22 protein-coding genes are annotated in these 21,272 nt (G+C 60.9%); 9 read left to right on the forward strand and 13 right to left on the reverse strand.

Annotation, left to right across the window (positions count from 1 at the left end):
* The first annotated feature begins 80 nt into the window (after positions 1–80).
* The 4 genes from gnd to nhaA all read left to right on the forward strand — a co-directional run bounded on the left by gnd (position 81) and on the right by nhaA (position 4,749).
* Positions 81–1,061 carry a phosphogluconate dehydrogenase (NAD(+)-dependent, decarboxylating) gene (gene gnd, locus J3P81_RS11700; RefSeq protein ID WP_434563898.1) on the forward strand — a complete coding sequence of 327 codons (981 nt, stop codon included), beginning with the start codon at positions 81–83 and terminating at the stop codon, positions 1,059–1,061.
* Positions 1,058–2,578 carry a glucose-6-phosphate dehydrogenase gene (gene zwf / locus J3P81_RS11705; RefSeq protein WP_434563900.1) on the forward strand — a complete coding sequence of 507 codons (1,521 nt, stop codon included), beginning with the start codon at positions 1,058–1,060 and terminating at the stop codon, positions 2,576–2,578. Before gnd ends, zwf begins: the two co-directional genes overlap by 4 nt.
* Positions 2,575–3,396, forward strand: coding sequence for an HAD family hydrolase (locus J3P81_RS11710; protein WP_420766833.1), 822 nt, complete (start codon positions 2,575–2,577; stop codon positions 3,394–3,396). The genes zwf and J3P81_RS11710 overlap by 4 nt, the downstream gene beginning before the upstream one ends.
* A 207-nt stretch (positions 3,397–3,603) precedes the next feature.
* Entirely contained in the window at positions 3,604–4,749 is a 1,146-nt protein-coding gene (nhaA, locus tag J3P81_RS11715; RefSeq protein ID WP_420766834.1) for a Na+/H+ antiporter NhaA, read from the forward strand.
* A 112-nt stretch (positions 4,750–4,861) separates the two neighbouring features.
* On the opposite strand, the gene J3P81_RS11720 is transcribed toward nhaA, so the two are convergent.
* Positions 4,862–5,128 carry a hypothetical protein gene (locus tag J3P81_RS11720; protein WP_030142711.1) on the reverse strand — a complete coding sequence of 89 codons (267 nt, stop codon included), beginning with the start codon at positions 5,126–5,128 and terminating at the stop codon, positions 4,862–4,864.
* A gap of 343 nt (positions 5,129–5,471) precedes the next feature.
* Here J3P81_RS11720 and J3P81_RS11725 point away from each other — a divergent pair, with 343 nt between their 5' ends.
* Positions 5,472–6,797: a sigma-54 dependent transcriptional regulator gene (locus tag J3P81_RS11725; RefSeq protein WP_420766835.1), complete on the forward strand. Its 1,326-nt coding sequence runs from the start codon at positions 5,472–5,474 to the stop codon at positions 6,795–6,797.
* 284 nt (positions 6,798–7,081) lie between these two features.
* Here J3P81_RS11725 and J3P81_RS11730 read toward each other — a convergent pair whose 3' ends face one another.
* The 9 genes from J3P81_RS11730 to J3P81_RS11770 form a co-directional block, all read right to left on the reverse strand.
* Positions 7,082–8,365 carry a hypothetical protein gene (locus J3P81_RS11730; protein ID WP_434563902.1) on the reverse strand — a complete coding sequence of 428 codons (1,284 nt, stop codon included), beginning with the start codon at positions 8,363–8,365 and terminating at the stop codon, positions 7,082–7,084.
* Positions 8,366–8,411: 46 nt separating this feature from the next.
* A complete protein-coding gene (locus tag J3P81_RS11735; protein WP_420766837.1) occupies positions 8,412–9,158 on the reverse strand; it encodes a hypothetical protein in 747 nt (248 codons plus the stop codon).
* A 57-nt stretch (positions 9,159–9,215) separates the two neighbouring features.
* Positions 9,216–9,896 carry a C39 family peptidase gene (locus J3P81_RS11740; protein ID WP_420766838.1) on the reverse strand — a complete coding sequence of 227 codons (681 nt, stop codon included), beginning with the start codon at positions 9,894–9,896 and terminating at the stop codon, positions 9,216–9,218.
* A gap of 76 nt (positions 9,897–9,972) precedes the next feature.
* Complete coding sequence (locus tag J3P81_RS11745) at positions 9,973–10,950, reverse strand: heme utilization protein (protein ID WP_420766839.1); 978 nt, start codon at positions 10,948–10,950, stop codon at positions 9,973–9,975.
* Between the two features lie 60 nt (positions 10,951–11,010).
* Positions 11,011–11,586 (reverse strand): adhesin, encoded by a 576-nt coding sequence (locus tag J3P81_RS11750; protein WP_434563904.1) that lies wholly within the window; start codon positions 11,584–11,586, stop codon positions 11,011–11,013.
* A 1-nt stretch (position 11,587) separates the two neighbouring features.
* A complete protein-coding gene (locus J3P81_RS11755; protein WP_420766841.1) occupies positions 11,588–12,034 on the reverse strand; it encodes a hypothetical protein in 447 nt (148 codons plus the stop codon).
* A 306-nt stretch (positions 12,035–12,340) separates the two neighbouring features.
* Complete coding sequence (locus J3P81_RS11760; protein ID WP_420766842.1) at positions 12,341–12,865, reverse strand: AAA family ATPase; 525 nt, start codon at positions 12,863–12,865, stop codon at positions 12,341–12,343.
* Entirely contained in the window at positions 12,862–13,425 is a 564-nt protein-coding gene (gene pnuC, locus J3P81_RS11765) for a nicotinamide riboside transporter PnuC (RefSeq protein WP_434563906.1), read from the reverse strand. Before pnuC ends, J3P81_RS11760 begins: the two co-directional genes overlap by 4 nt.
* A 235-nt stretch (positions 13,426–13,660) precedes the next feature.
* Complete coding sequence (locus J3P81_RS11770) at positions 13,661–15,295, reverse strand: methyl-accepting chemotaxis protein (protein WP_434563908.1); 1,635 nt, start codon at positions 15,293–15,295, stop codon at positions 13,661–13,663.
* Between the two features lie 276 nt (positions 15,296–15,571).
* Here J3P81_RS11770 and J3P81_RS11775 point away from each other — a divergent pair, with 276 nt between their 5' ends.
* Both J3P81_RS11775 and J3P81_RS11780 read left to right on the forward strand, forming a co-directional pair.
* A complete protein-coding gene (locus J3P81_RS11775; protein ID WP_434563910.1) occupies positions 15,572–16,402 on the forward strand; it encodes an undecaprenyl-diphosphate phosphatase in 831 nt (276 codons plus the stop codon).
* Positions 16,399–16,821 (forward strand): DUF1294 domain-containing protein, encoded by a 423-nt coding sequence (locus J3P81_RS11780; protein WP_434563912.1) that lies wholly within the window; start codon positions 16,399–16,401, stop codon positions 16,819–16,821. The genes J3P81_RS11775 and J3P81_RS11780 overlap by 4 nt, the downstream gene beginning before the upstream one ends.
* A gap of 4 nt (positions 16,822–16,825) precedes the next feature.
* Here J3P81_RS11780 and J3P81_RS11785 read toward each other — a convergent pair whose 3' ends face one another.
* Both J3P81_RS11785 and J3P81_RS11790 read right to left on the reverse strand, forming a co-directional pair.
* Entirely contained in the window at positions 16,826–17,176 is a 351-nt protein-coding gene (locus J3P81_RS11785) for an MmcQ/YjbR family DNA-binding protein (protein ID WP_420766847.1), read from the reverse strand.
* Positions 17,173–18,081, reverse strand: coding sequence for a LysR substrate-binding domain-containing protein (locus J3P81_RS11790; protein WP_420766848.1), 909 nt, complete (start codon positions 18,079–18,081; stop codon positions 17,173–17,175). The genes J3P81_RS11785 and J3P81_RS11790 overlap by 4 nt, the downstream gene beginning before the upstream one ends.
* A 129-nt stretch (positions 18,082–18,210) precedes the next feature.
* Between J3P81_RS11790 and J3P81_RS11795 the strand changes: the two genes are divergently transcribed.
* Positions 18,211–18,819 carry an FMN-dependent NADH-azoreductase gene (locus J3P81_RS11795; protein WP_420766849.1) on the forward strand — a complete coding sequence of 203 codons (609 nt, stop codon included), beginning with the start codon at positions 18,211–18,213 and terminating at the stop codon, positions 18,817–18,819.
* A 183-nt stretch (positions 18,820–19,002) separates the two neighbouring features.
* Positions 19,003–20,040 (forward strand): alpha/beta hydrolase family protein, encoded by a 1,038-nt coding sequence (locus J3P81_RS11800; protein WP_434563914.1) that lies wholly within the window; start codon positions 19,003–19,005, stop codon positions 20,038–20,040.
* Here the strand turns inward: J3P81_RS11800 and J3P81_RS11805 are convergent.
* On the reverse strand, positions 20,034–21,227 hold the full coding sequence (locus J3P81_RS11805) for an MFS transporter (RefSeq protein WP_420766851.1): 1,194 nt from the start codon (positions 21,225–21,227) through the stop codon (positions 20,034–20,036). The two genes, J3P81_RS11800 and J3P81_RS11805, sit on opposite strands and share 7 nt — an antisense overlap.
* Positions 21,228–21,272 lie beyond the last annotated feature (45 nt).

A 21,272-nucleotide genomic window follows, 5' to 3' on the forward strand; every position in this document is an offset into this window, starting at 1 on the left:
AATGCTCTGGACTAACCTCCACAAGTCACCTTGAGCTAAACCTTTGACACACCTTAATTTGTAGTAGGGAGCATCAGCACATGCAACTCGGGATCATCGGACTGGGCCGCATGGGCGGCAATATTGCACGGCGCCTGATGCTCAATGGGCACACCACCGTTGTTTATGACCGCAATGCCGCTTTCGTCGAAAACCTGAGCCAGGAAGGCGCGACGGGGGTCGCGGACCTGCCGGCTCTGGTCGCCGGGCTGCAAAAGCCTCGGGCGGTCTGGGTCATGCTGCCGGCGGGCGCACCCACCGAGGACACCATCAACGTGCTCAGCGAACTGCTGGAGCCGGGCGACGTGGTCATCGATGGCGGTAACACGTATTACAAGGACGACATCCGCCGCGCCCAGACGCTGTCGGAAAAAGGCTTGAACTACATTGATGTCGGCACCTCCGGTGGTGTCTGGGGGCTCGAGCGCGGTTACTGCATGATGATCGGTGGCGACGCCGACGTCGTTCGTCGCCTGGACCCGCTGTTTGAAAGCCTCGCGCCAGGCATGGGCGATATTCTACGCACCCGTGACCGCAAGTCCGACGACGATCGCGCCGAACGAGGCTATATCCATGCGGGCCCGGCCGGCTCTGGGCACTTCGTCAAGATGATCCACAACGGCATCGAATACGGAATGATGCAAGCGTTCGCCGAGGGCTTCGACATCCTCAAGACAAAATCCAGCGAAAGCCTGCCGCCTGAACAGCGCTTCGACCTGAACCTGGCCGACATTGCCGAAGTCTGGCGTCGTGGCAGCGTGGTGTCGTCCTGGCTGTTGGACCTGACCGCCGATGCATTGGCCAGCGATCCGAAGCTGGATGGCTTTTCCGGCGAAGTGGCCGACAGTGGGGAAGGGCGCTGGACCATCGAGGCCGCCATCGAGCAAGCGGTGCCGGTGCCGGTATTGTCCAGTTCGCTGTTTGCCCGTTTCCGCTCCCGTCAGCAGGCCACCTATGGCGACAAGATGCTCTCGGCCATGCGCTTTGGCTTCGGCGGCCATGTGGAGACTACGAAAAAATGACCTCGATCGGCAGGAAATCCAAGGCTCAACCTGCGCCACCGACCACGCTGTTCCTGTTCGGTGCCCATGGAGACCTGGTCAAGCGCTTGCTCATGCCGGCGCTTTACCACCTCAGCCGTGACGGGCTGTTGGGGGATGGCCTGCAGATCGTGGGTGTTGACCACAACGCCATCAGCGATGTGGATTTTGCAAAAAAACTCGAGGATTTCATTCGTAGCGAAGCGGCGAGCAAGGGCGGCGATCCCGACCGCGCGCTCGATCCGACGCTGTGGGCCAGGCTGGCCCAAGGCATCAGTTACGTCCAGGGTGACTTCCTCGATGACAGCACCTACGAAGCGCTGGCGGCGAAAATCGCCGCCAGCGGCACTGGCAATGCGGTTTTCTATCTGGCGACCGCGCCACGTTTTTTCAGTGAAGTGGTCCGCCGCCTTGGCGCGGCCGGGTTGCTTCAAGAGCAGGATGACGCCTTCCGGCGCGTGGTGATCGAGAAGCCGTTCGGCTCCGACCTGCACACCGCCGAGGCGCTAAATGCCTGCCTGCTAAAGGTCATGGGCGAAAAGCAGATCTATCGGATCGACCATTACCTGGGCAAGGAGACGGTGCAGAACATTCTGGTCAGCCGTTTCTCCAACAGCTTGTTCGAGGCGTTCTGGAACAACCACTACATCGACCACGTGCAGATCACCGCCGCCGAAACCGTTGGCGTCGAAACCCGTGGCAGTTTTTATGAGCACACCGGCGCCCTGCGGGACATGGTGCCCAACCACTTGTTCCAATTGCTGGCGATGGTCGCCATGGAACCGCCGGCCGCTTTCGGTGCCGACGCGGTGCGCGGCGAGAAGGCCAAGGTGGTGGGGGCGATCCGCCCCTGGTCGGTGGAACAGGCGCGCGCCAATTCGGTACGTGGCCAATACACGGCCGGGGAAGTAGGCGGCAACGCAGTGAAGGGTTACCGCGAGGAAACCAACGTCGCGCCCGACAGCAGCACCGAAACCTACGTCGCCCTGAAAGTCATGATCGATAACTGGCGGTGGGTCGGCGTGCCGTTCTACCTGCGCACCGGCAAGCGCATGAGCGTGCGCGACACGGAAATCGTTATCTGCTTCAAACCGGCGCCTTACGCTCAGTTCCGTGACACTGAAGTCGACGAATTGCAACCTACCTACTTGAGAATCCAGATCCAGCCTAACGAAGGCATGTGGTTCGACCTGTTGGCCAAGCGGCCTGGGCCGGCCCTCGACATGGCGAATATCGAGCTGGGTTTTGCCTACAAGGATTTCTTCGAAATGCAGCCGTCCACGGGTTACGAAACCCTGATCTACGATTGCCTGACAGGCGACCAGACGTTGTTCCAGCGCGCCGACAACATCGAAAACGGCTGGCGCGCGGTGCAGCCGTTCCTCGACGCGTGGCGAGAAGACGCAACGGTGCAGCCGTACAAGGCCGGGGAGGATGGCCCGGCGGCCGCTGATGATCTGCTGACTCGCGACGGTCGCGTCTGGCATGGCCTCGGATGAGTAATCAGCTGAAACGCCCCATCCGCTTCCTGCTTAGTGATATGGACGGCACCTTACTGCTGCCTGATCACAGCCTCAGCCAGCGCACCATCGCCGCCGTCCGCTCGTTGCGCGAGGCCGGCGTGTTGTTCAGCCTCGCCACCGGACGGCCGCCACGGGCAATGTTGCAGCAGATCGAGGCGCTGGGCGTCGACCTGCCGACAGCAGCGTTCAACGGCGGTACGCTGGTGCATCCGGACGGCACCTTCCTGGCCGTGCATTACCTGCCGCCCGAGGCGGCGCTGGCCACCCTGGCCTTGTACGCCGATCAGCCCGGCATCGAGGTCTGGGTGTTTGCCGACGGCGATTGGCTGGTGCGCGACGCCAATGGGCCCATGGTGCCGGTGGAAACCCGTGGCCTGGGTTATCCGCCTGTCGAAGTGGACAGTTTCGAACCCTATCTGGAGCGCATCGACAAGATCGTTGCGACAAGCGCCAACACAGACTTGCTGGTGGAGCTGGAGGCGCGCTTGCACCCACTGCTCAAAGGCCAGGCCCAGGTATCGCGTTCGCAACCGATCTATCTGGACGTGACCGCGATGAAGGCGAACAAGGGGGAGGCGCTGTCGACCCTGGCCGAGTTCCTCGGCGTGCCGCTGGAGCAGACCGCCGCAATGGGGGATGGTGGCAACGACCCGGCGATGTTCCATCGCGCGGGGCTTTCGATTGCGATGGGGCAGGCCGAAGAGGCGATCAAGCGCCAGGCTGACGTTGTCACCGCAGCCAACACCGAGGACGGTGCGGCGTTGGCGATCGAGCGGTACATCCTGCCGCGGTGACTTCCCTTCCATCCCGGATGATTGGGCGGGCTCTTTCTTATGGTGGTCATGCTTGCCAGCCGCCGTTTTTTCCCGAGCCTGAAATTTGTTTCCATCAAGTTGTAAGACAACTGCCCCGCTGGCTTGAGTATTGGGTAGAATCCGACGCTGATCGGATTATGGGAGGAAACAATGGGGAATAGCTCAACTCAGGGCGGTGATACGCGCATGGCCACGCCACTGGAACGCTTCATGCAATCGGAGTCGTCGGGCGGCATCGTGCTCATGTTTTCGGCGCTCGCCGCGCTGATCGTGGCTAACAGCCCACTGTTCACCACTTATACCAGCGTACTGCATGCCTCTTTTCTGGGTATGTCTGTTGAACACTGGGTCAACGATGCGCTGATGGCGATATTTTTTCTATTGGTAGGCCTCGAGATCAAGCGTGAGATGCAGATTGGCGAACTCGCCAAATGGAGCCAGAGGGCACTGCCGGGTTTTGCCGCCCTGGGGGGCATGATTGTCCCCGCGCTTATCTACGCCTGGGTCAATAGGCATTCTTCTGAAACGTTGGCGGGTTGGGCCATCCCCGCAGCAACCGACATTGCATTTGCGCTGGGTGTGCTCTCGTTGCTGGGCAACCGAGTGCCGATGTCTCTCAAGGTCTTCCTCTCAGCCCTTGCCATTCTGGATGACCTGGGCGCGGTCGCTATCATTGCCATGTTCTATACCAGCGGCCTGGACGTGACCATGCTTGCGGCTTCCGCTGGAGTGATTGCAGTGTTGCTGGTCATGAACAAGGCCGGAGTAACCAGACTGTTGCCCTATCTGGCGCTGGGTTTGGTGTTGTGGGTGCTGGTTCTAAAATCCGGTGTACACGCAACGCTGGCGGGGGTCGCACTTGCCTTTTGCATCCCGCTGAACAAAGACGCCCCTGCAGAGGATTCCCCATCCCTCAAGCTTGAACGACGGTTATCGCCGTGGGTCGCTTTTCTCATCATGCCGATCTTCGGTTTTGCCAATGCCGGCGTCTCCCTGGCGGGTGTGTCATTGAGCAACCTGCTGGATCCCGTGCCGTTGGGGGTCGCCGCGGGACTGTTGCTGGGCAAACAGCTCGGCGTCTTCACCTTCGCGTTGGTGGCGATCAAGACCGGGCTGGCGCAAATGCCGACCCACAGTTCGTGGCGGCAAGTATATGGCGTGGCGTTGTTGTGCGGGATCGGGTTCACGATGAGCTTGTTTATCGGCAACCTGGCGTTCCCCGGTGCGCAGTTGTTGATCGATGAAGTGAAGGTTGGCGTATTGGCTGGTTCTACATTGGCTGCACTTGCGGGCATTCTGGTGTTGCGGTTTTGCGCCACTTCCAAGGCTTGAAAGAAGAAGACCGCCGAACGGCTTGATCTCACCTATAAAAAACGGCGCTTATCCAGAAATGGAAAGCGCCGTTTTTTTGGTTCTGAAAAAGAACCGGTATTTCTTGGGGAAGTTATTCCGGCATCGACCAGGATTGAAGTTTGTAGCCTTCCTGGCTCAGTTCGGCACGGGCCTGTTTCAACAGGTCGGCAAGTTGCGCCGGGTCGGTGTAGGCGCTGCTTGGAATCTGGGTACGACCGATATGGGTATTGGTGCGGTCAATGACGGTCAGGCTCAGTTCGCCGTTACCGTCTTGTGGGGCCCAGGCCACGCATTGGAAAGGACGGAATGCGCGGTCGGCAATCAAAAGAGCTTCGTTGATACGGAGCGGGGCGTTCATGGCGTTTATCTCTCAAGGGTGCCCAATCAAATGATGTGCCGTCGGTTGGGCATACCGTGCGGCGGGTTACTTGTACTGATGTCCCGAACCCGGGACCAGGTCACACAATCTTTGAATAAATTTCGATTTTCTTTCAGACCAGGCTTTTCGGCTTTTGTTTGAAAGCGCCGTGAAAGATTCGACGCGCGGAAACTAACGAAGCGCATTTCTTATAACCGGTTTTGGGCCGACTTGATAACTAATCGATACAAGCAAGTGTCAACTTCTTGCTACTGTTACATGCAGGTTCGCCAAACGCCTGTTTCTAATCATATTTCCTTAATTTTGGCGCCAAGGATCAGTCATGATCGAAGCCAGTGCGTTGCGTCGCCTTCTCGTGGTTGACCCTTGTGATGATTGCCATCGCCTGATGCCAGGCTTGCGCGCCATCGGCTGGGATGTCGACAGCTGTTCCCTTGAGCATGCCAGCGACCGGAGCTGTGACGTCGGCCTCTTGCGCTTGCAGCCCTTCCATCTGGAGCGGCCGGAAGCGGTCAAGGAACTGATCAGCCGCAGCGGGACTGAATGGATCGCCGTACTCAGCCAGGAAGTGCTGCGCCTGCAGAACGTCGGGGATTTTGTTTGCGAATGGTTCTTTGACTTCCACACCCTGCCGTTCGATGTGTCCCGGGTCCAGGTGACGCTGGGGCGGGCGTTCGGCATGGCGCGGTTGCGGGGGCAGGGCTCTGTCCATATCGATCAGCCTGAACACGAGCTGCTGGGCGACAGCAAGCCAATTCGCGAGCTGCGCAAGTTACTGAGCAAACTGGCGCCGGCTGAATCGCCCGTACTGATTCGCGGCGAGAGCGGCACCGGCAAGGAGTTGGTGGCGAGAACCCTGCATTGCCAGTCCCATCGGCGTAACAAACCGTTCATTGCGATCAATTGTGGCGCGATCCCGGAGCATCTGATCCAGTCCGAGCTCTTTGGCCACGAGAAGGGCGCCTTCACCGGCGCCCATCAACGCAAGATCGGACGGATCGAAGCCGCCCACGGTGGCACGTTGTTCCTGGATGAAATTGGTGACTTGCCGCTGGAATTGCAGGCCAATCTGCTGCGATTCCTCCAGGAAAAACACATCGAGCGGGTCGGTGGCAGCCAGCCGATTGCCGTTGATGTCAGGGTGTTGGCGGCGACACATGTGGACTTGGAAGCGGCCATCGAGCTCCGGCGTTTCCGAGAGGATCTGTACTATCGCTTGAACGTTCTGCAAGTCGTGATGGCGCCGTTGCGGGAGCGTCATGGCGACTTGGCGATGCTGGCGAGCCATTTTTCCCATTTCTACAGTCACGAAACCGGTCGCCGACCTCGCAGTTTCAGCGAGGACGCATTAGTGGCGATGGGGATGCACGATTGGCCCGGCAACGTGCGCGAGCTGGCCAACCGCGTCCGTCGCGGCCTGGTACTGGCGGAAGGGCGACAGATCGAAGCCCGGGACCTGGGCCTGGCCAGCCATCAGGGCGTCGTCGCCCCGATGGGTACTCTGGAAGACTACAAGACCCGCGCCGAACGCCAGGCCTTGAGCGACGTGCTCAATCGCCACAGCGACAACCTGAGCGTGGCGGCCCGTGTGCTGGGCGTGTCGCGTCCGACGTTCTATCGGCTGCTGCACAAGCACCAGATTCGCTGAACGGCCTCGCTCCCACAGTGGGGAGTCAGGTTTCCAGACCGCGTCGTTCGATCAGGCCGAATACGTCCGTCGCTTCCAGCCCCACAACCGACCGGTAGGACGCCCCCACGATACTTGTGGGAGCGAGCTTGCTCGCGATGACATTCGAGATTTGTACTGGGATTGCCCGCGCCAGTAAATGTCGCCATCGAAGCCAGCAATCTCCATCACCAGGATTCGCCGACCTGGCTAATGCGCAAGGCTGTGATCTCCCACAGTTGTCGATTGCATGATCAGCCTTTGCATCAGAAGTAATACGGGAATTTCAGGCTGAAGGTGAAATCCGGTGCGTCGTCGGTCAGCCCGATGGACAGATTGGGCACGATGGTCAGGTTGTCGCTGGCGGCCAGGGTCATGCCGATGTTGAAGTAGCCCGCGTTGGCGTCGCTGGACACCACCGATTCCCAATCCCCGCCGTCCTGCTTGAGCTTGCTTTTCTTCTGGATCAAGTCGGAGACCGAAAACGACATGCTCATCTTCTCGTTCAGGGCAAAGGCGATACCCGCGCCGATCTGGAAGCTGTCGCCGATCCGCACCTTGCCAGGCACCTCCTGGTTGACGGTCGAGCTGATGTCGTCGAAGGATTCTTCGAAATTGTGGGTGTAGGAAAGGCTGCCGAACAGCACGGCCGGATCGAACGTCTTGACCAGGGAGATGCCCGGGGTGATCGACCAGACGCCGTTGCCCGTGGGCAAGTCTTCGGGAACGAACAGGTTGGTGTTGGCCTGGGACTGGCGCAGCTTGATGCCAAACGGATCCTTGCCGGTGGGTGCCTTGACGCGAAGAGTCACCACGGCATCCGGGCTGCTGACCGATTCATCCATGAATTTGTAGGCAATGCCGAAATTCACGTCGCCGATGGTCGGGTCGCGGGTGACGGTTTCTTCGCTGGTCACCCCGGCGGCCCCTTGATTGGCGCCACCGGACTGGTAGGTTGATTCGCGATAGATCACCGGCACATTGAGGTCGAACTGCCAGCGGTTGTCGAAGTTGTAGCGACCGGTGAGGTCCAGCGTCCAGGTGTCGGCCTTGATCCGATCGAGGTTGATATTGCCCAGGAAAATCGAATCCAGGGCCAGGAAACCGTTGAGGATCAGCTGTCGCGTGTCGTAGCGCGAATAAGTCACGCCGGTTTCGAAGCTGAATTTTCCGCCGCCGAAGAAGCCGCTGGCTTCATCGTAGAGGTTGGAGACGCTCTGGGCCGGCTGCGAATCGTCGGCCAGGGACTGTCCGTAACCGCTGCCTCCTGAACTGGCCGCGCCGCTGCCCGCCACGCCCTGGTTGCCTTTCATGTCGGCCGGGGATTTAGCCAGGCGCTTGGGCGGCGGGGCGGTGGGTTGGTCTTCCACCTGGCGGACGCGTTGTTCGAGGACCGCCAGGGCTTTTTGCTGGACCTCGTACCGTTGCTTGAGCTCTAGAAGTTCTTGTTTCAGGGCCTCGATGTCCGAGTCCGGTGCAGCTTGCACCAGGGTTGCCGGGAACATCGTGCTTAAACACATCACAGCGCGCAACGATACGGATCGATACATGAAATATGCCGTCCCTATTTGCCCAATGATTGGAGATCAGCGTAGATCAATATCCGAGGTTTCGAAGGCCGCGCAGCTGCGTAAGGTTGCAGTCCAGGGCTCCGGTGCTGGGGCCATTGTTGTTCAGTACGACATTGAGCTGGGTCATGTTGTTGACCAGGTTGCTGTTACCCAGCAGGCGGGTGTTCTGCAACAAGCCACCTTGGGCCACCTGCTGCAGGGTATTGCCCTGGTTATGGTTGGCCTGGATCGCCATCTGCACGCCGCTGCCGGTCGCGGTGACAGCGACGCTGCCGGCGGCGTTGCTGCCGCTGATGGTCTGGCCCTTGGTCAACAGTTGGCCTTGCGAGGGGGCCAGGGCAGGGGCGTGGCTGCTTTCCTTCACGTTGATGCTGACGTTGTTATAGGCCGTGTTGCCGTCACCCGCGGCTCGCACGCTTTGGGTCACGCCCTGGCCCGAGCCCAGGCCGGCGCCGCCGGTGACCGTGCCGTTGCCCTGTTCCGGGACGCTGCCGTTGCCGGTCTGCTTGATGGTGGACACATAGAACTGCGGTTTGACCGTCGAGGCCTGGATCTGCATGGAGCTTGACGCGCCGATCACGTCGCCACTGGCGTTCCGCCAGGTGCTGCTCATGACGATGCCAAAGCTGATGACTCGCCCAGGCATGACATAACGACCCCGAAGCTCGGCGAGTTCCTGATCCTTGACTTCAATGGGTTTGAAACCGGCGTGGGCAAGACCCGACGTCGTTGCGGCCAGGCAGGCCAGCGTGAGCCAGTATGAGGTTTTCATGTGTTGCTCCCGGAGCTTCCTGCTCCTTTTGTATTTTTATTGGCAGTTGTCCGGCGATTAGAAAAAATCGCTCTGAATGAAGCCGAAATCCATTAGTTCCGCGTCCTTGACCGGGTTGAAGCCGTCCAGTTTGTTGCGTGCCGTCAGGGGTTGCGGTGGGCTGCGCAACGCGTTGGTCTTGTCGTAGCCGGGGCCGACGATGGCGAAGACGATGCCGTTCCAGCCTTTGACGAATTCGTCATGGGCGTAGCGTTTGTGCCCCAGCACCGGGTCAGCGATGTAGACCCATTGCTTGTCGGATCGCTGCAGTACCACGAAGTGCTTGTAGCCGCGTATATCCATCAGGACCACGACTGGAATCGTCACCGCGGAAAGTTTCTCCGGCGGTATCCGATAGCCCCGGGCGCGCATGCCGATGGTTTCGACGTAGCGTTTCATGTCCAGCATGGAGAAGCCCTGGGTACGAACCAGGTCGTGGTCGGCATTGACCAGCATGCCCTTGATAACCTGTTCTTCATCCACGTCGAGCCAATAGGCCTGGCGCAACACGGTGGCCAGTGCGGCGGCACCGCAGCTGAAGTCGGTTTTCTGCTCGACGATGTCGCTGAACTTGCGTTCGCGCACGCTCTGCACCGGTTTGTAGACGAGCATGCCGCCAGGCAGGGCGGCAACGGGCATCTGCGCGGCTTCGCTCGCGCAGGCAAAGCATAGACACAGGCAAAGCGCTCTCGCACGCATGATCGATACGCCTAGTGGATATCGGGAAAAGCCCCTGTGGGAGCGAGCAGGGCCCGCTGCCACAGGGAAGCTTTTTTTACATGCAGGCCTTGCAACCCGCAGCAATCGACAGCGAGTTGCTCTGCTGATTGCCCACGCCCGCCGACACGTTGGCGCCGCCGTTGCCGGAGAAGCCGTTCATGGAGTTGGTCATGGTTGCGTTGTTGATTACAGGGTTTTTCCAGCCGTCGCGGGTCAACACTTGTTGGGTGTTGCTGCCGGCCAGTTCGAAGGTGCCGACGGCGGAGAACTTGAACTTGTCGTCGTCGTGACCGCCACCGTAACCGCCTCTGTTGCCCCAGCCGCCGTCATCTTCGACGGTACCGTTGCCTTTGGCCTTGAAGGTGCCAGAAGCCTCGTAGCTGTTGGTAAGGGTGACAACCTCGTTTTTCTTCACGCCTTTGTTGTCGACCACCAGGCCGGTGGAAGACTGGTCAGCCGACGCAGCGGCTTGAGCCACCCGGCCGCCCGACACAGCGATGGCCAGGTTGTTTTTCTGCTGGTTGAAGTTGCCGGCGGTCACGTTGATGCCGATGTTGCCGGAGCCGTTGTTGCCCGCGTTGGTGAGCGACGCGTTGTTCAGCGTGGAGTTGTTCTTGACGTAGTTGTTGTTATTGACTTGCGTGGCGCTGGACATGGCGACAGCCGAGCCGAAGATGAAGCTTTCATCGGCGGTGGCCAGTGCGGCGGCATTGTCCTGCTGGTTGCCATCGCCGGCGGCGATGTTGGCGCCCATGTTGCCGTTGCTGCCATTGAGGGAATCAGTGGCCTCGGCGGTGTTTCGGGTCGCCTGGTTGGTCACTTCGTTGCCGTCACTGTTCTGCACATCCAGCACCGTGGCCCCAGCGCCGGCGCTGATGGAGAGCAGTTGTTCCAGCGTTGGCCCTTTAGGGCCGTGGTTGCCATGGCCGTTGCCATGACCATTGCCGTGACCGTTTCCGTCAGCCTGTGCAGCCATTGCCATGACAGCGGCGAGAGCGAAAACCAATGGTTTGAGCGCCATTGTGGGTTTCATGGTGTTTCTCCTTGCGTGTCGTTGGTTAAGTGTCGGTACTTTCTTATGCGCTGCGCCGGGTCAGTCAGCGACCCGGATGCTCAGGGTGTTAGCCATGCGGTTCCCCACCCCGGCACTCTGATGCACCTGGATAACCCCTCGGCTGCCGGTGAAGGCCTGGTCGCTCGTTGCGACCTGGCGGCTGCCGGTTGGGGTGTCAGTTGCTCCGGAGTTCGGTACCAGCGCCACGTTCTGTTGAGACAGGGCGCTGTCGTCCATGCTTTGCGGGCGGGCACTGATGCTCACCCGCATGACATTGGCCATCTGATTGTTGGCGCCGGCGGACTGGTTGACGCCCAGCACGCCGTTGCCGTTGGTAAATGAGCTGCCACCAATGCGCGCGCTTGCGTTCATCGATGCACTGGCCGGCGTGTCGAGGCGTTGCCGCACGACGGTGGTCGCCTGGGCGTCGGTGCCAATGGCAATGGCCCGGGTGTTGGTCTGTTGGGTCCGGTCCCCGGCCGCCTGGTTGACATTGAGGTTGCCGGTATAGCGACTGCCGGAGTTCTGCAGATCGGCATGGCTCACCGCCACGCCAGGATCGGCGAGCACGGCGGATGAGCCGAGCAGCGCGATCAGGAGCCAAGTCGATTTCATCTCACTGGCCCCCCGCCAAGCGGCCCAATGGGGCCAGGCCGGAACTCAGCGAGCGGTTGATGGTGCCGGAAATGGCGCCGCCGCTACCGCCACCGTGTCCAGCGCTCATGCCCGGCATGCCGTTGGGATTGGTCACGACGTTGAGGCCTTGCACGCCGGTATTCGGATTGACCGTGTTGCGGATCGTCGAGCCGCTGGCAATGCCGGCGAATTCGCCGTCGCTGAGCTCAGTGCTCGCGGTTGCCTGGTTGATCCGATCGGAAGGGTTGGCGTTGACGGTGGTCGGGTAGGGGTCTTTGCCGCCGTTGCGACCGATATGGACAGGCTGCACGTCACGGTCGAGTACGATGACGCCGTTGCCCTCGGCTTGTGCCGGCAGGCTGAGCGTTGCCGCGGTGGCGCAGCCGAACAGCAACAGGCAGGTCAAGCTTGTGTTGATAGTCCCCATGACTTCGTTCCTTCTGCACTTGGCGCTGGCCCTAGTCAGCGTTGCGAAGGAGCGGAGCAGGTGTTGTGCCGGATTTGGAAAAGCGCGGGTTTTCAGTAAGTTGCGGGAATGACCAGGCGAGCGTCAGGCAATCTGTTTCATCAATGAAACATGCCTGCCGACGGGCTACCGGCCACAGGCCACTGTTTGGCCCCAGAACCGGGGTTGGAAGAAGGTGTATCAGTGACTTGACAGTCAGGCTGCCAAACCCTTGAGGCGGCGGTGGATCCGCGTTTGGCGAGAGCGGGATGTATCAGGGATGAAACATCACGCTTGGAGCAACCGGGAGACGGCAGCCAGAACTTGCTCGCGGCGCTGCGCCCAGTCACCTTCGATTTTCAGGAAGGGTTGCCGGTGGCGAACCAGCCAGTCTTCAATGGCATCAAAAAAAATCACCCGTTCGGCGAGGGCAGGCTGACAGCGCAAACCGTCGCCGATCCATTCGACCTGTTCGGGGCTGAGGAGCAGGTGTAAGTCGTAATGGCGTGCCAGCAGTGCCGGTTCGAGCCAGGCCGGGCAGTCGCCGAACAGCGTCTGGCTCCAGAGGATATTGCTCAACAGGTGCGTGTCGAGGATCAACAAGGCCGGTTGTCGCGCCCGGGCCGCATCTTCCCAGGCCAGTTGCCCCGTGGCGATAGCGGTAATGTCGTCCAGGGACGTCTCGCGTTGGGTCTGTTCCATGAAGTGGCGCACGTATTCATCCACCCGCACGCCGCCGAAATAAGTCTGCAACTGGGCCGCCAACCAGCTCTTGCCGCTGGATTCCGGACCGGTCAGCACCACCACCTTCATGTGCGCAGCGCCGGGTCGGCACGCCATTCCCGCCAGCCTTGCACCGCCAGCAGGGTAAACAGGGCGTAAAGGGCGGCGGTCAGGTACAGATCCTTGTAGATGAACAAACCCACAAAAGTCACGTCGAGGACAATCCACAACGGCCAGCACTGCACGCGTTTCTGTGCCATCCACCACTGGGCAACCAAGCTGAACCCGGTGAGCGCCGCGTCGAGCCAGGGTTGCGCGGCGTCGGTCCAATGGGCCATCGCACCGCCCAACACCAAGCTACCCGCCGCACCGATGGCAAGGCCGAGCCACACCGACGGCGCGCCCAGGCGAGTGACCTGGCGCCCCTCGTGATCGCGCCCGGCACGGGTCCACTGCCACCAGCCATACAGCTGCAGAACCGCGTAGACCACCTGCAACAACATGTCGGAATAAAGCTTAACTTCGAAGAAAATCCAGCTGTACAGCAGCACCATGACCAGGCCGATCGGCCAGCACCAGGGGTTCTGCTTGACGGTCAACCAGACAGCGATCACGCCGAGGGCTGCGGCAAACAGTTCAAGCCCGGACATGGCGATTCCTTGGGGAAGTCGGAGAGGGCGGGGATTGTAAACGCTATGGGGCGCAGAGCTCCAACTTCAGCGCTGAAAGCCTTGGCGCTATCGCGAGCAAGCTCACAAGGGATTACGGTGTAAATCCGCACTCCAGATCATCTCGCAACCCTGTGGGAGCGAGCTTGCTCGCGATGGCGCCGGGTCAGCTGGCATCCATGTTGGATGTGCTAGCGCATCGCGAGCAGGATGCATCTCAGACCCGGAACTGCTTGAGCAACCCGTTCAGCTGTTCGCTCAAGTCTTTCAGGCGCGCGCTCGCCAGGCTCGACTGCTCGGCGGCCACGGCGGTGCTGTGGGAGAGGCCGGCGGCCTGGGTGACGTTCTGGTTGATGTCTTCCACCACATGGGCCTGTTGAAGAGTGGCGCTGGCGATGGAAGCGTTCAGGCTGTTGAGGTTGCGCAAGGCTTGGCCGATGGCGTTGAGGCTGGCACCGGCCAGGCCCGCTTGTTCGATAGTCAACTGCGAGGCCCGGCTGCTGTCGCTGATGACTTTCACCGCGGCTTCGGAGTGGTTTTGCAGGCGTTCGATCATGGCCTGGATTTCCGCCGTGGATTTCTGCGTGCGCTGGGCCAGCAGACGCACTTCGTCGGCCACCACGGCAAAGCCGCGGCCCTGTTCGCCGGCGCGGGCGGCTTCGATCGCGGCGTTGAGCGCCAGCAGGTTGGTTTGTTCGGCGATGGAGCGAATCACCTCCAGCACGCTGCCGATCTGGGTGCTTTCACTCGCCAGGGTGCGAATCACTTCCACGGCCTGGTCGATGGTCTGCGAAAGCCGGTCGATCTGTTGCAGGCTGCCGTCGATGTTGACCTGGCCTTGCTGGGCCTGGGATTCGGCGTCGCGCATTTCACTGGCGGCATGTTCAGCGTTCTTGGCGACGTCCTGCACGCCATAGGTCACTTCGTTGATGGCGGTCGCCACCAGTTCCATCTGTTGGGATTGCTGCTGGCTGCGCTGCTGCGCCTGCGCGGCGTCGTTGCCCAGTTCGCTGGATGATTGCCCAAGCGCGCTGGCAGAGCTCTGCAACTGGCCCACGACTTGCCGCAGTTTTGCGGTAAAGGCGTTGAAGTGTCGCGCCAACTGGGTGACTTCGTCCTGACCGTGGGTGTCGAGGGTGCGGGTCAGGTCGCTTTCACCGCTGGCGATGTTGGCCATGGCGTTGACGGTGTCCTGAAGCGGACGGACGATGCTGCGCACGATCAGCGTCAGCAGCAGGCCCATGACCAAGGTAATCGCCAAACCGATCAACGCGGCCTTGATCACCTGGGACTGAAATTCTGCCTGGACGTCATCCACATACACACCGGAGCCAATGATCCAGCCCCACGGTTCGAACAGTTTGACGTAGGACGTCTTGCCGACCGGCGCGTCGGCGCCCGGCTTGGGCCAGAGGTAGTCGACCATGCCGGCGCCCTTGGCCTTGGCGATGGTGACCATCTCGTTGAACAGCGCAAACCCGTTGGGGTCGCGGATCGCCGAGAGGTTCTGACCTTCGAGTTTGGGATTGGTGGGGTGCATGACCATGACCGGCGTCAGGTCGTTGATCCAGAAGTAGTCGTTCTGGTCATAGCGCAGCCCGCGGACCGCGCTGAGGGCCTGCTTCTGCGCCGCATCGCGCGTCAGCGTGCCGGCGGTTTCCAGGCCATGGTAGTAGCTCAACACACCGCTGGCGGTCTGGACCACGTGTTGGGTCTTCTGCACCTTGGCCTGATACAGGTCCGTGTGGATCTGTTTGAGCATAAACGCGCCCAGCGTGAACAACATCACGATGGCCACGACCAGGATGAGCCACAAGCGTCGGCTGATCGATACACTGCGCAAGCTATTCATACGCTGTCACTCCGGTTCTTATTCTTGTCATTTTTAACGACGGCCGGCACTTTAACGCTCGGCAGGTACGCGTGATGGACCTGGGTCATGACGCGGCAGCGTTATCAGGGCTTGTCTGATAGGATTTCGGCCCCGCAGCGCAAAACCTGAGCCTGTTCTGCTTTTTTCATTGGTTTTTTTTGCAAGGTCGCGGTTATCGTGCAGCCCGCTGCGCTCGCCGCGTAATGTTTGAATATAGATAAGGCCTGGATAGACAGGCTTTTTTTTGGGGGATGAATGGATTTGTGGACTGCCTTTTCGGCATTGATTCTTGGCGTGGTAGAGGGCCTGACGGAGTTTCTGCCGATTTCCAGCACGGGGCACCAGATAGTTGTTGCGGATTTGCTCGGGTTTGGTGGCGAACGTTCGATGGCGTTCAACATCATCATCCAGCTCGGCGCGATCCTGGCGGTGGTCTGGGAGTTTCGGCGCAAGATTTTTGATGTGGTGTTGGGCCTGCCGACCCAGCCCGGCGCCCGTCGATTCACCGCCAACCTACTGATTGCCTTCTTTCCCGCGGTGATATTGGGCGTGCTGCTTGCCGACTGGATCCATCATTACCTGTTCAACGCCATTACCGTTGCGACGGCGCTGGTAGTAGGTGGGTTGGTGATGCTGTGGGCCGAGAAGCGCCAGCACACGGTGCACGCCGAAACCGTCGATGACATGACATGGAAGGACGCCCTGAAAGTCGGCCTGGCCCAGTGCATCGCGATGATTCCCGGCACCTCCCGCTCCGGGGCAACCATCATCGGCGGGCTGCTGTTCGGCCTGTCGCGCAGGACCGCCACGGAATTCTCTTTTTTCCTGGCAATGCCGACCATGGTCGGCGCGGCGGTTTACTCCGGCTATAAATACCGCGAATTGTTCGTTCCAGCGGATTTCCCCGTGTTTGCCATCGGCTTCATCACCGCGTTCATCTTCGCCATGATCGCGGTCAAGGGCCTGCTGCGCTTCATCGCCAGCCACAGCTATGCAGTCTTCGCCTGGTATCGGATTGCGTTCGGCCTGTTGATCCTGGCGACCTGGCAGTTTGGCTGGGTGGACTGGACAGCGGCCAAGCCATGAACGATTCAGGCCGGCGCGGCGCGCGTCACACCAGCGGGGCCGTGCAGAACCTGCGGCTCAAGCTGGGCGTGTTCGCGCTGCTGTGCGCCTTGCCGCTCGCGGGTTCGCTACTGCTGGGGCTGCAAGGCGAGTCCTGGGTGCCGATGACAGCTTACGGCCTCGTCAGTGTCGTGGCGTTTTTGCTCTACTGGAGCGATAAGCGCAAGGCGCGTTCGGACGCCTGGCGCACGCCGGAAAATGTGTTGCACGCCGTCGAGCTGGCCGGTGGCTGGCCCGGTGCGTTGCTGGCTCAACAGGTGTTTCGCCACAAGACCCGCAAGGTTTCGTTTCAGGTGGTGTTCTGGTTCGTCGTGTTATTGCACCAGGGGTTCTGGGTGGATCAGTTGTTCCTGGGTGGGCATCTGCTGGCGTTGTTCTAGGACGCTACAGCAACAACCCAACCTGCGTCCGCTTCGGCAATTTGCTGACCACCAGTTGATGGGAGCGTTGCAGCAACCCCCGCAATTCGTCATCGCCCAGCGGGTAGGGCACGTTCATGATGATCCACTGCGCCCGGGCCAGATAAGGCGCGGGGTGAATGCCGGGCCGGTCGCAGTGGCCTAGAAACAGGTCCTTGTCGACCTTGAACGCCAACGAATCACTGCGCAGGCCCTGCAAGGCGAACATCTTGTTTCCAGCGATGGAAAATACCCGCACGCCGCCCCACTTGTAGTCTTCCCTGACCCCAGGCAGGCCCAGGCAAAACCGTGCGACATCCTCTTCGCTCAAGCTCATAGCGTTTTCTCTCCACATTGTTCAAACGCCGCCACCAAATGATCGATCCAGGCGCGCACCGCCGGCAGCATACCGCGCCGGTGAGGATAAACCGCCAAGAGCCAGCCATCGGGGGATGACCAGCCAGGCAACAACTCCACCAACCTCCCGTCGCGCAATTCCTCTTCGCAATACATGCTCGGCAGCAGGGTAAAGCCCAGGCCGGCGAGGGCGCAGGCGCGGCGCACGATGAAATCATCGATGCCCAGGCGCGCTTCCAAGGCCAGTTCGGTGCTTTGGCCACGGCGGTCAAGCAGGCGCAGGTGAACCTGTCGATCTGCTTCCAACGCCCCCAGCACCGGCAGTTGCCGTAGATCCTCCGGGGTTTCGATTCGGCGCCCCTCGGTAAAGGCGGGGCTGGCGACCATGATCAACCGGGCCTGGCGCAAGCGGCGGGTCATCAACAGCGGGTCCTCGTCACCCAAGTCTCTCACCCGCAGCGCCACGTCGATGCCTTCGCTGACCAGGTCCACTCGCCGATTGAGCAGAATCATCTCCAGTTGGACCTGCGGATATTTCGCCAGGAAGGTTTCGATGATCGACGGCAAAAACTGGTGCGCCAATCCCACCGGGCTCGACACCCGCAGCCGTCCACGGGGCTCGCTGGACATGCTCGCCACGGCCTCGTCGGCCATCTCCGCTTCCAACAACATCGCCTGGCAGTGGCGAAGGTAGCGTTCACCCACGGCGGTCAGCTTCAGTTGGCGAGTCGTACGTTGCAACAGGCGAGCATTGAGACGCTCTTCCAGCTCGGCTATACGCCGTGACAGCCGCGACTTCGGTATGCCGAGCAATCGTCCGGCCGCCGCGAAGCCGCCGGCCTCAACCACCTTGGCGAAGTAATAAAGATCATTGAGGTCCTGCATGGCCAGCTCGATTGTCCTGTCAGTGGAACAAACTATCGCATTGTTGGTATCTTATCGGCTATTGGTTTCATCGATAGGATTGTTCTCAATTGATCGCCTGGTCGCGATCCTCACTTGGAGAGCACTCACATGAAACTGTTGCACATCGATTCGAGCATCCTCGGCGACAACTCCGCTTCGCGCCAATTGAGCCGTGAACTGGTCCAGGCTTGGACAGCCGCCGAGCCGGGCATCACCGTCACTTACCGCGACCTGGCGACCGATGCCATCAGCCACTTTTCCGCCCAGACGCTGGTCGCCGCCGGCACCAGCGCTGAGCTGCGCGATGCTGCCCTCAAGCACGAAGCCGACCTCAGCGCATCGACCATGGCCGAATTTCTTGCGGCAGACGCCGTCGTGATTGCAGCCCCGATGTACAACTTCAGCATTCCGACCCAGCTCAAGGCCTGGATCGACCGCATCGCCGTGGCTGGTCAGACGTTCCGCTACACCGAAGCCGGCCCCGAAGGCCTGTGCGGCGGCAAGAAGCTGGTGATCGTCTCGACCTCCGGCGGCCTGCATGCCGGGCAACCAAGTGGCGTAGGCCATGAGGACTACCTGAAGCAAATGTTCGGGTTCCTGGGCATCACCGACATCGAATTCGTCCGCGCCGAAGGCTTGGCCTACGGTGATGACATGCGAAGCAAAGCGATAAGCGAAGCCAAGCTGCAGATCGGCCAGCAATTCGCTGCCGCGTAAGGCTTGCGTAAAGGCGCCAGGCGCTTCGGGCAACCTTTGCAAAACCCTGTATTCTCGTCGTCATGAAGCGGCTGGAATACGGGGTTTTTTCGTATGTCGGCGCTGGGCTTGGTGGCGCAGGTTATGCACGGCCCGAACGGTAACGACGGGGCCTTCCCCGTGCGTGCGAAGGTGGAAGATTCGATGACACGTGTTGGTGCAGCATTACTGCTTTGTCTGTTTGCCAGCCTCAGTCCGGTGCAGGCCGCGCCGGCGCCGCATCCGCATTGGAGCGCCGGTTTCCATGAGTTGGATTTTCTCGATCCGCTGGACCAGCAGCCGATGCATGCCATCGCGTTCTATCCGTCCACCGCCAAGGATCAGTCCAGCTCCCTGGGCGGCTATCAGATCGACGCGGCGCCGGATGCCCAGATCGCCATCGGCCGGTTTCCATTGCTCATGCTCTCCCATGGCAACACCGGCACGCCCTTGGCCCTGCATGACCTGGCCACCTCGCTGGCGCGCAAGGGGTTCGTGGTGGTGGCGGTGATACATCCGGGGGACAACGCCCAGGATCACAGCCGACTCGGTACTTTAAGCAATTTGTACGGGCGGCCGATCCAGATCTCCGAAGCCATCACCGCAACGTTGAACGACCCCATGCTCTCGCCATTCGTCAATGCCGGACAGGTGGGCGTGATCGGTTATTCGGCGGGCGGTGAAACCGCCTTGATTCTTTCCGGCGCCACGCCGGACCTCAATCGCCTGCGGCGCTATTGCCAGGAACGGCCCGATGACCGTGACGCCTGCAATACCCAGGGTGAGCTGATTGCCGATCGCGATGACCTGTCACCGGTGGCTGATCCCAGGGTTCGCGCATTGTTGCTGATGGCGCCATTGAGCCTGAAATTCGGCCGTCACACGTTGGCGGACGTCCATGTGCCGGTGCTGCTCTACAGTGGCGACGGCGACAAACTGGTGGCGTTCGACAAGAACGCCGCGGCCCTGGCGCGCAAGCTGCCCACCGCGCCGGACTTCAAGACATTGGCCGGGGCCGGCCACTTCGTCTTCATGGCCCCATGCACCGACGAGCAGATCGCGGCAATGCCGGCGCTGTGTACCGATGCCGATGGGGTCGATCGCAAGGACATCCACCGCACCATGATTTCCGAGGCCAGTCGCTTCTTCAGCCAGGCACTGGGCAAGCCGACCCGCGCGGGCATGAGGACGGCCGATCAGTGATCGCTACGCTCGGCCCGCCGGCGCAGCAGTAGCGCCAGGCCCAGGCCGATAAGCGACAACAAGGCCGCGAAGAAAAAGATCGACGAGTAGCCGAGGTTCAACGCCACCGCGCCCATCAGTGGGCCGGCAATCGCCAATGCCAGGTCGAAGAACACCGCATAGGCGCTCAACCCGGCACCTCGGCTGCTGTTGGGCACCTGCTTGATGGCTTCCACGCCCAACGCCGGATAGACCAGCGACAAGCCGAAACCGGCCAGGCCCGCGCCCACCAGGGCAAACGCGGTGGAGGGGGCGAGCCAGAGCATCACCAGCCCCACGGTCTCGATGCTCATGCAGACAATGGCCGAGCTGAAGCCACCGAAACGGGCGATGCTGGAAATGAACAATAGCCGCGACAGGATGAAGCAGATGCCGAAGACCGTCAGGCACCACGCCGCGCCGGTCCACCCGCGGCTGACATAGAACAGCGTAATGAAGGTGGTGAGCGTGCCGTAGCCGATCGAGGCCAGGCACAGGCTCGCGCCAAAGGGCGAAATGCGCCCGAACACGGCCCAGAAGGGTAGGCGCTCGCCACGCACGACCGGTACCGACGGCTTGTTGCGAATCAGCAGCAGCGCCATGCCGGCCAACAAGGACAAGGCGATGCCCAGGCTGTCGAAGCCGAGGCTGCCGACCATCACCACCCCCAGCGGCGCACCGATGGCGATGGCGCCGTAGGAAGCAATCCCATTCCATGAAATCGAGCGGGCGGTGTGCTCCACGCCGACCTGGCCCATGCACCAACTGATCGTCCCGACACCGATCAGCCCTTGGGCGACCCCCAAGAGCAAACGTCCCGCGATCAGGATCACCAGGCTTGGTAGCGGGAAATCCTGCAGCAATGTCGAGATCAGCGTCAGCACGCCGCTGAGCAGAATCCCTAGCAAACCATACACGATGGCCCGCTTGGTCCCGACGCTGTCCGACAGCCTTCCGGCCATGGGGCGGCTGAGCAGGGTCGCCAGGTATTGCGAGCCGATGGTCAGCCCCGCGATGACGGCGCTGAAGCCCAATTGATCGTGGACATAGCCTGGCAACACGGCGATGGGCAGTCCGATGCAAAGAAAGGCGATAAAGGTGTAGAAAACGATGGAGACGATCTGCAAGGTGATCGACAAGGAGCTGGGAGCGGGCTGGGCTGTTGGCATGGTGGCTCGTTCGCGGGCAGCGGCAGGAGTGCTTCATCATGGCGC

The organism is Pseudomonas sp. R1-6 (assembly GCF_051132115.1).
In the GTDB taxonomy this organism is placed as follows: Bacteria; Pseudomonadota; Gammaproteobacteria; order Pseudomonadales; family Pseudomonadaceae; genus Aquipseudomonas.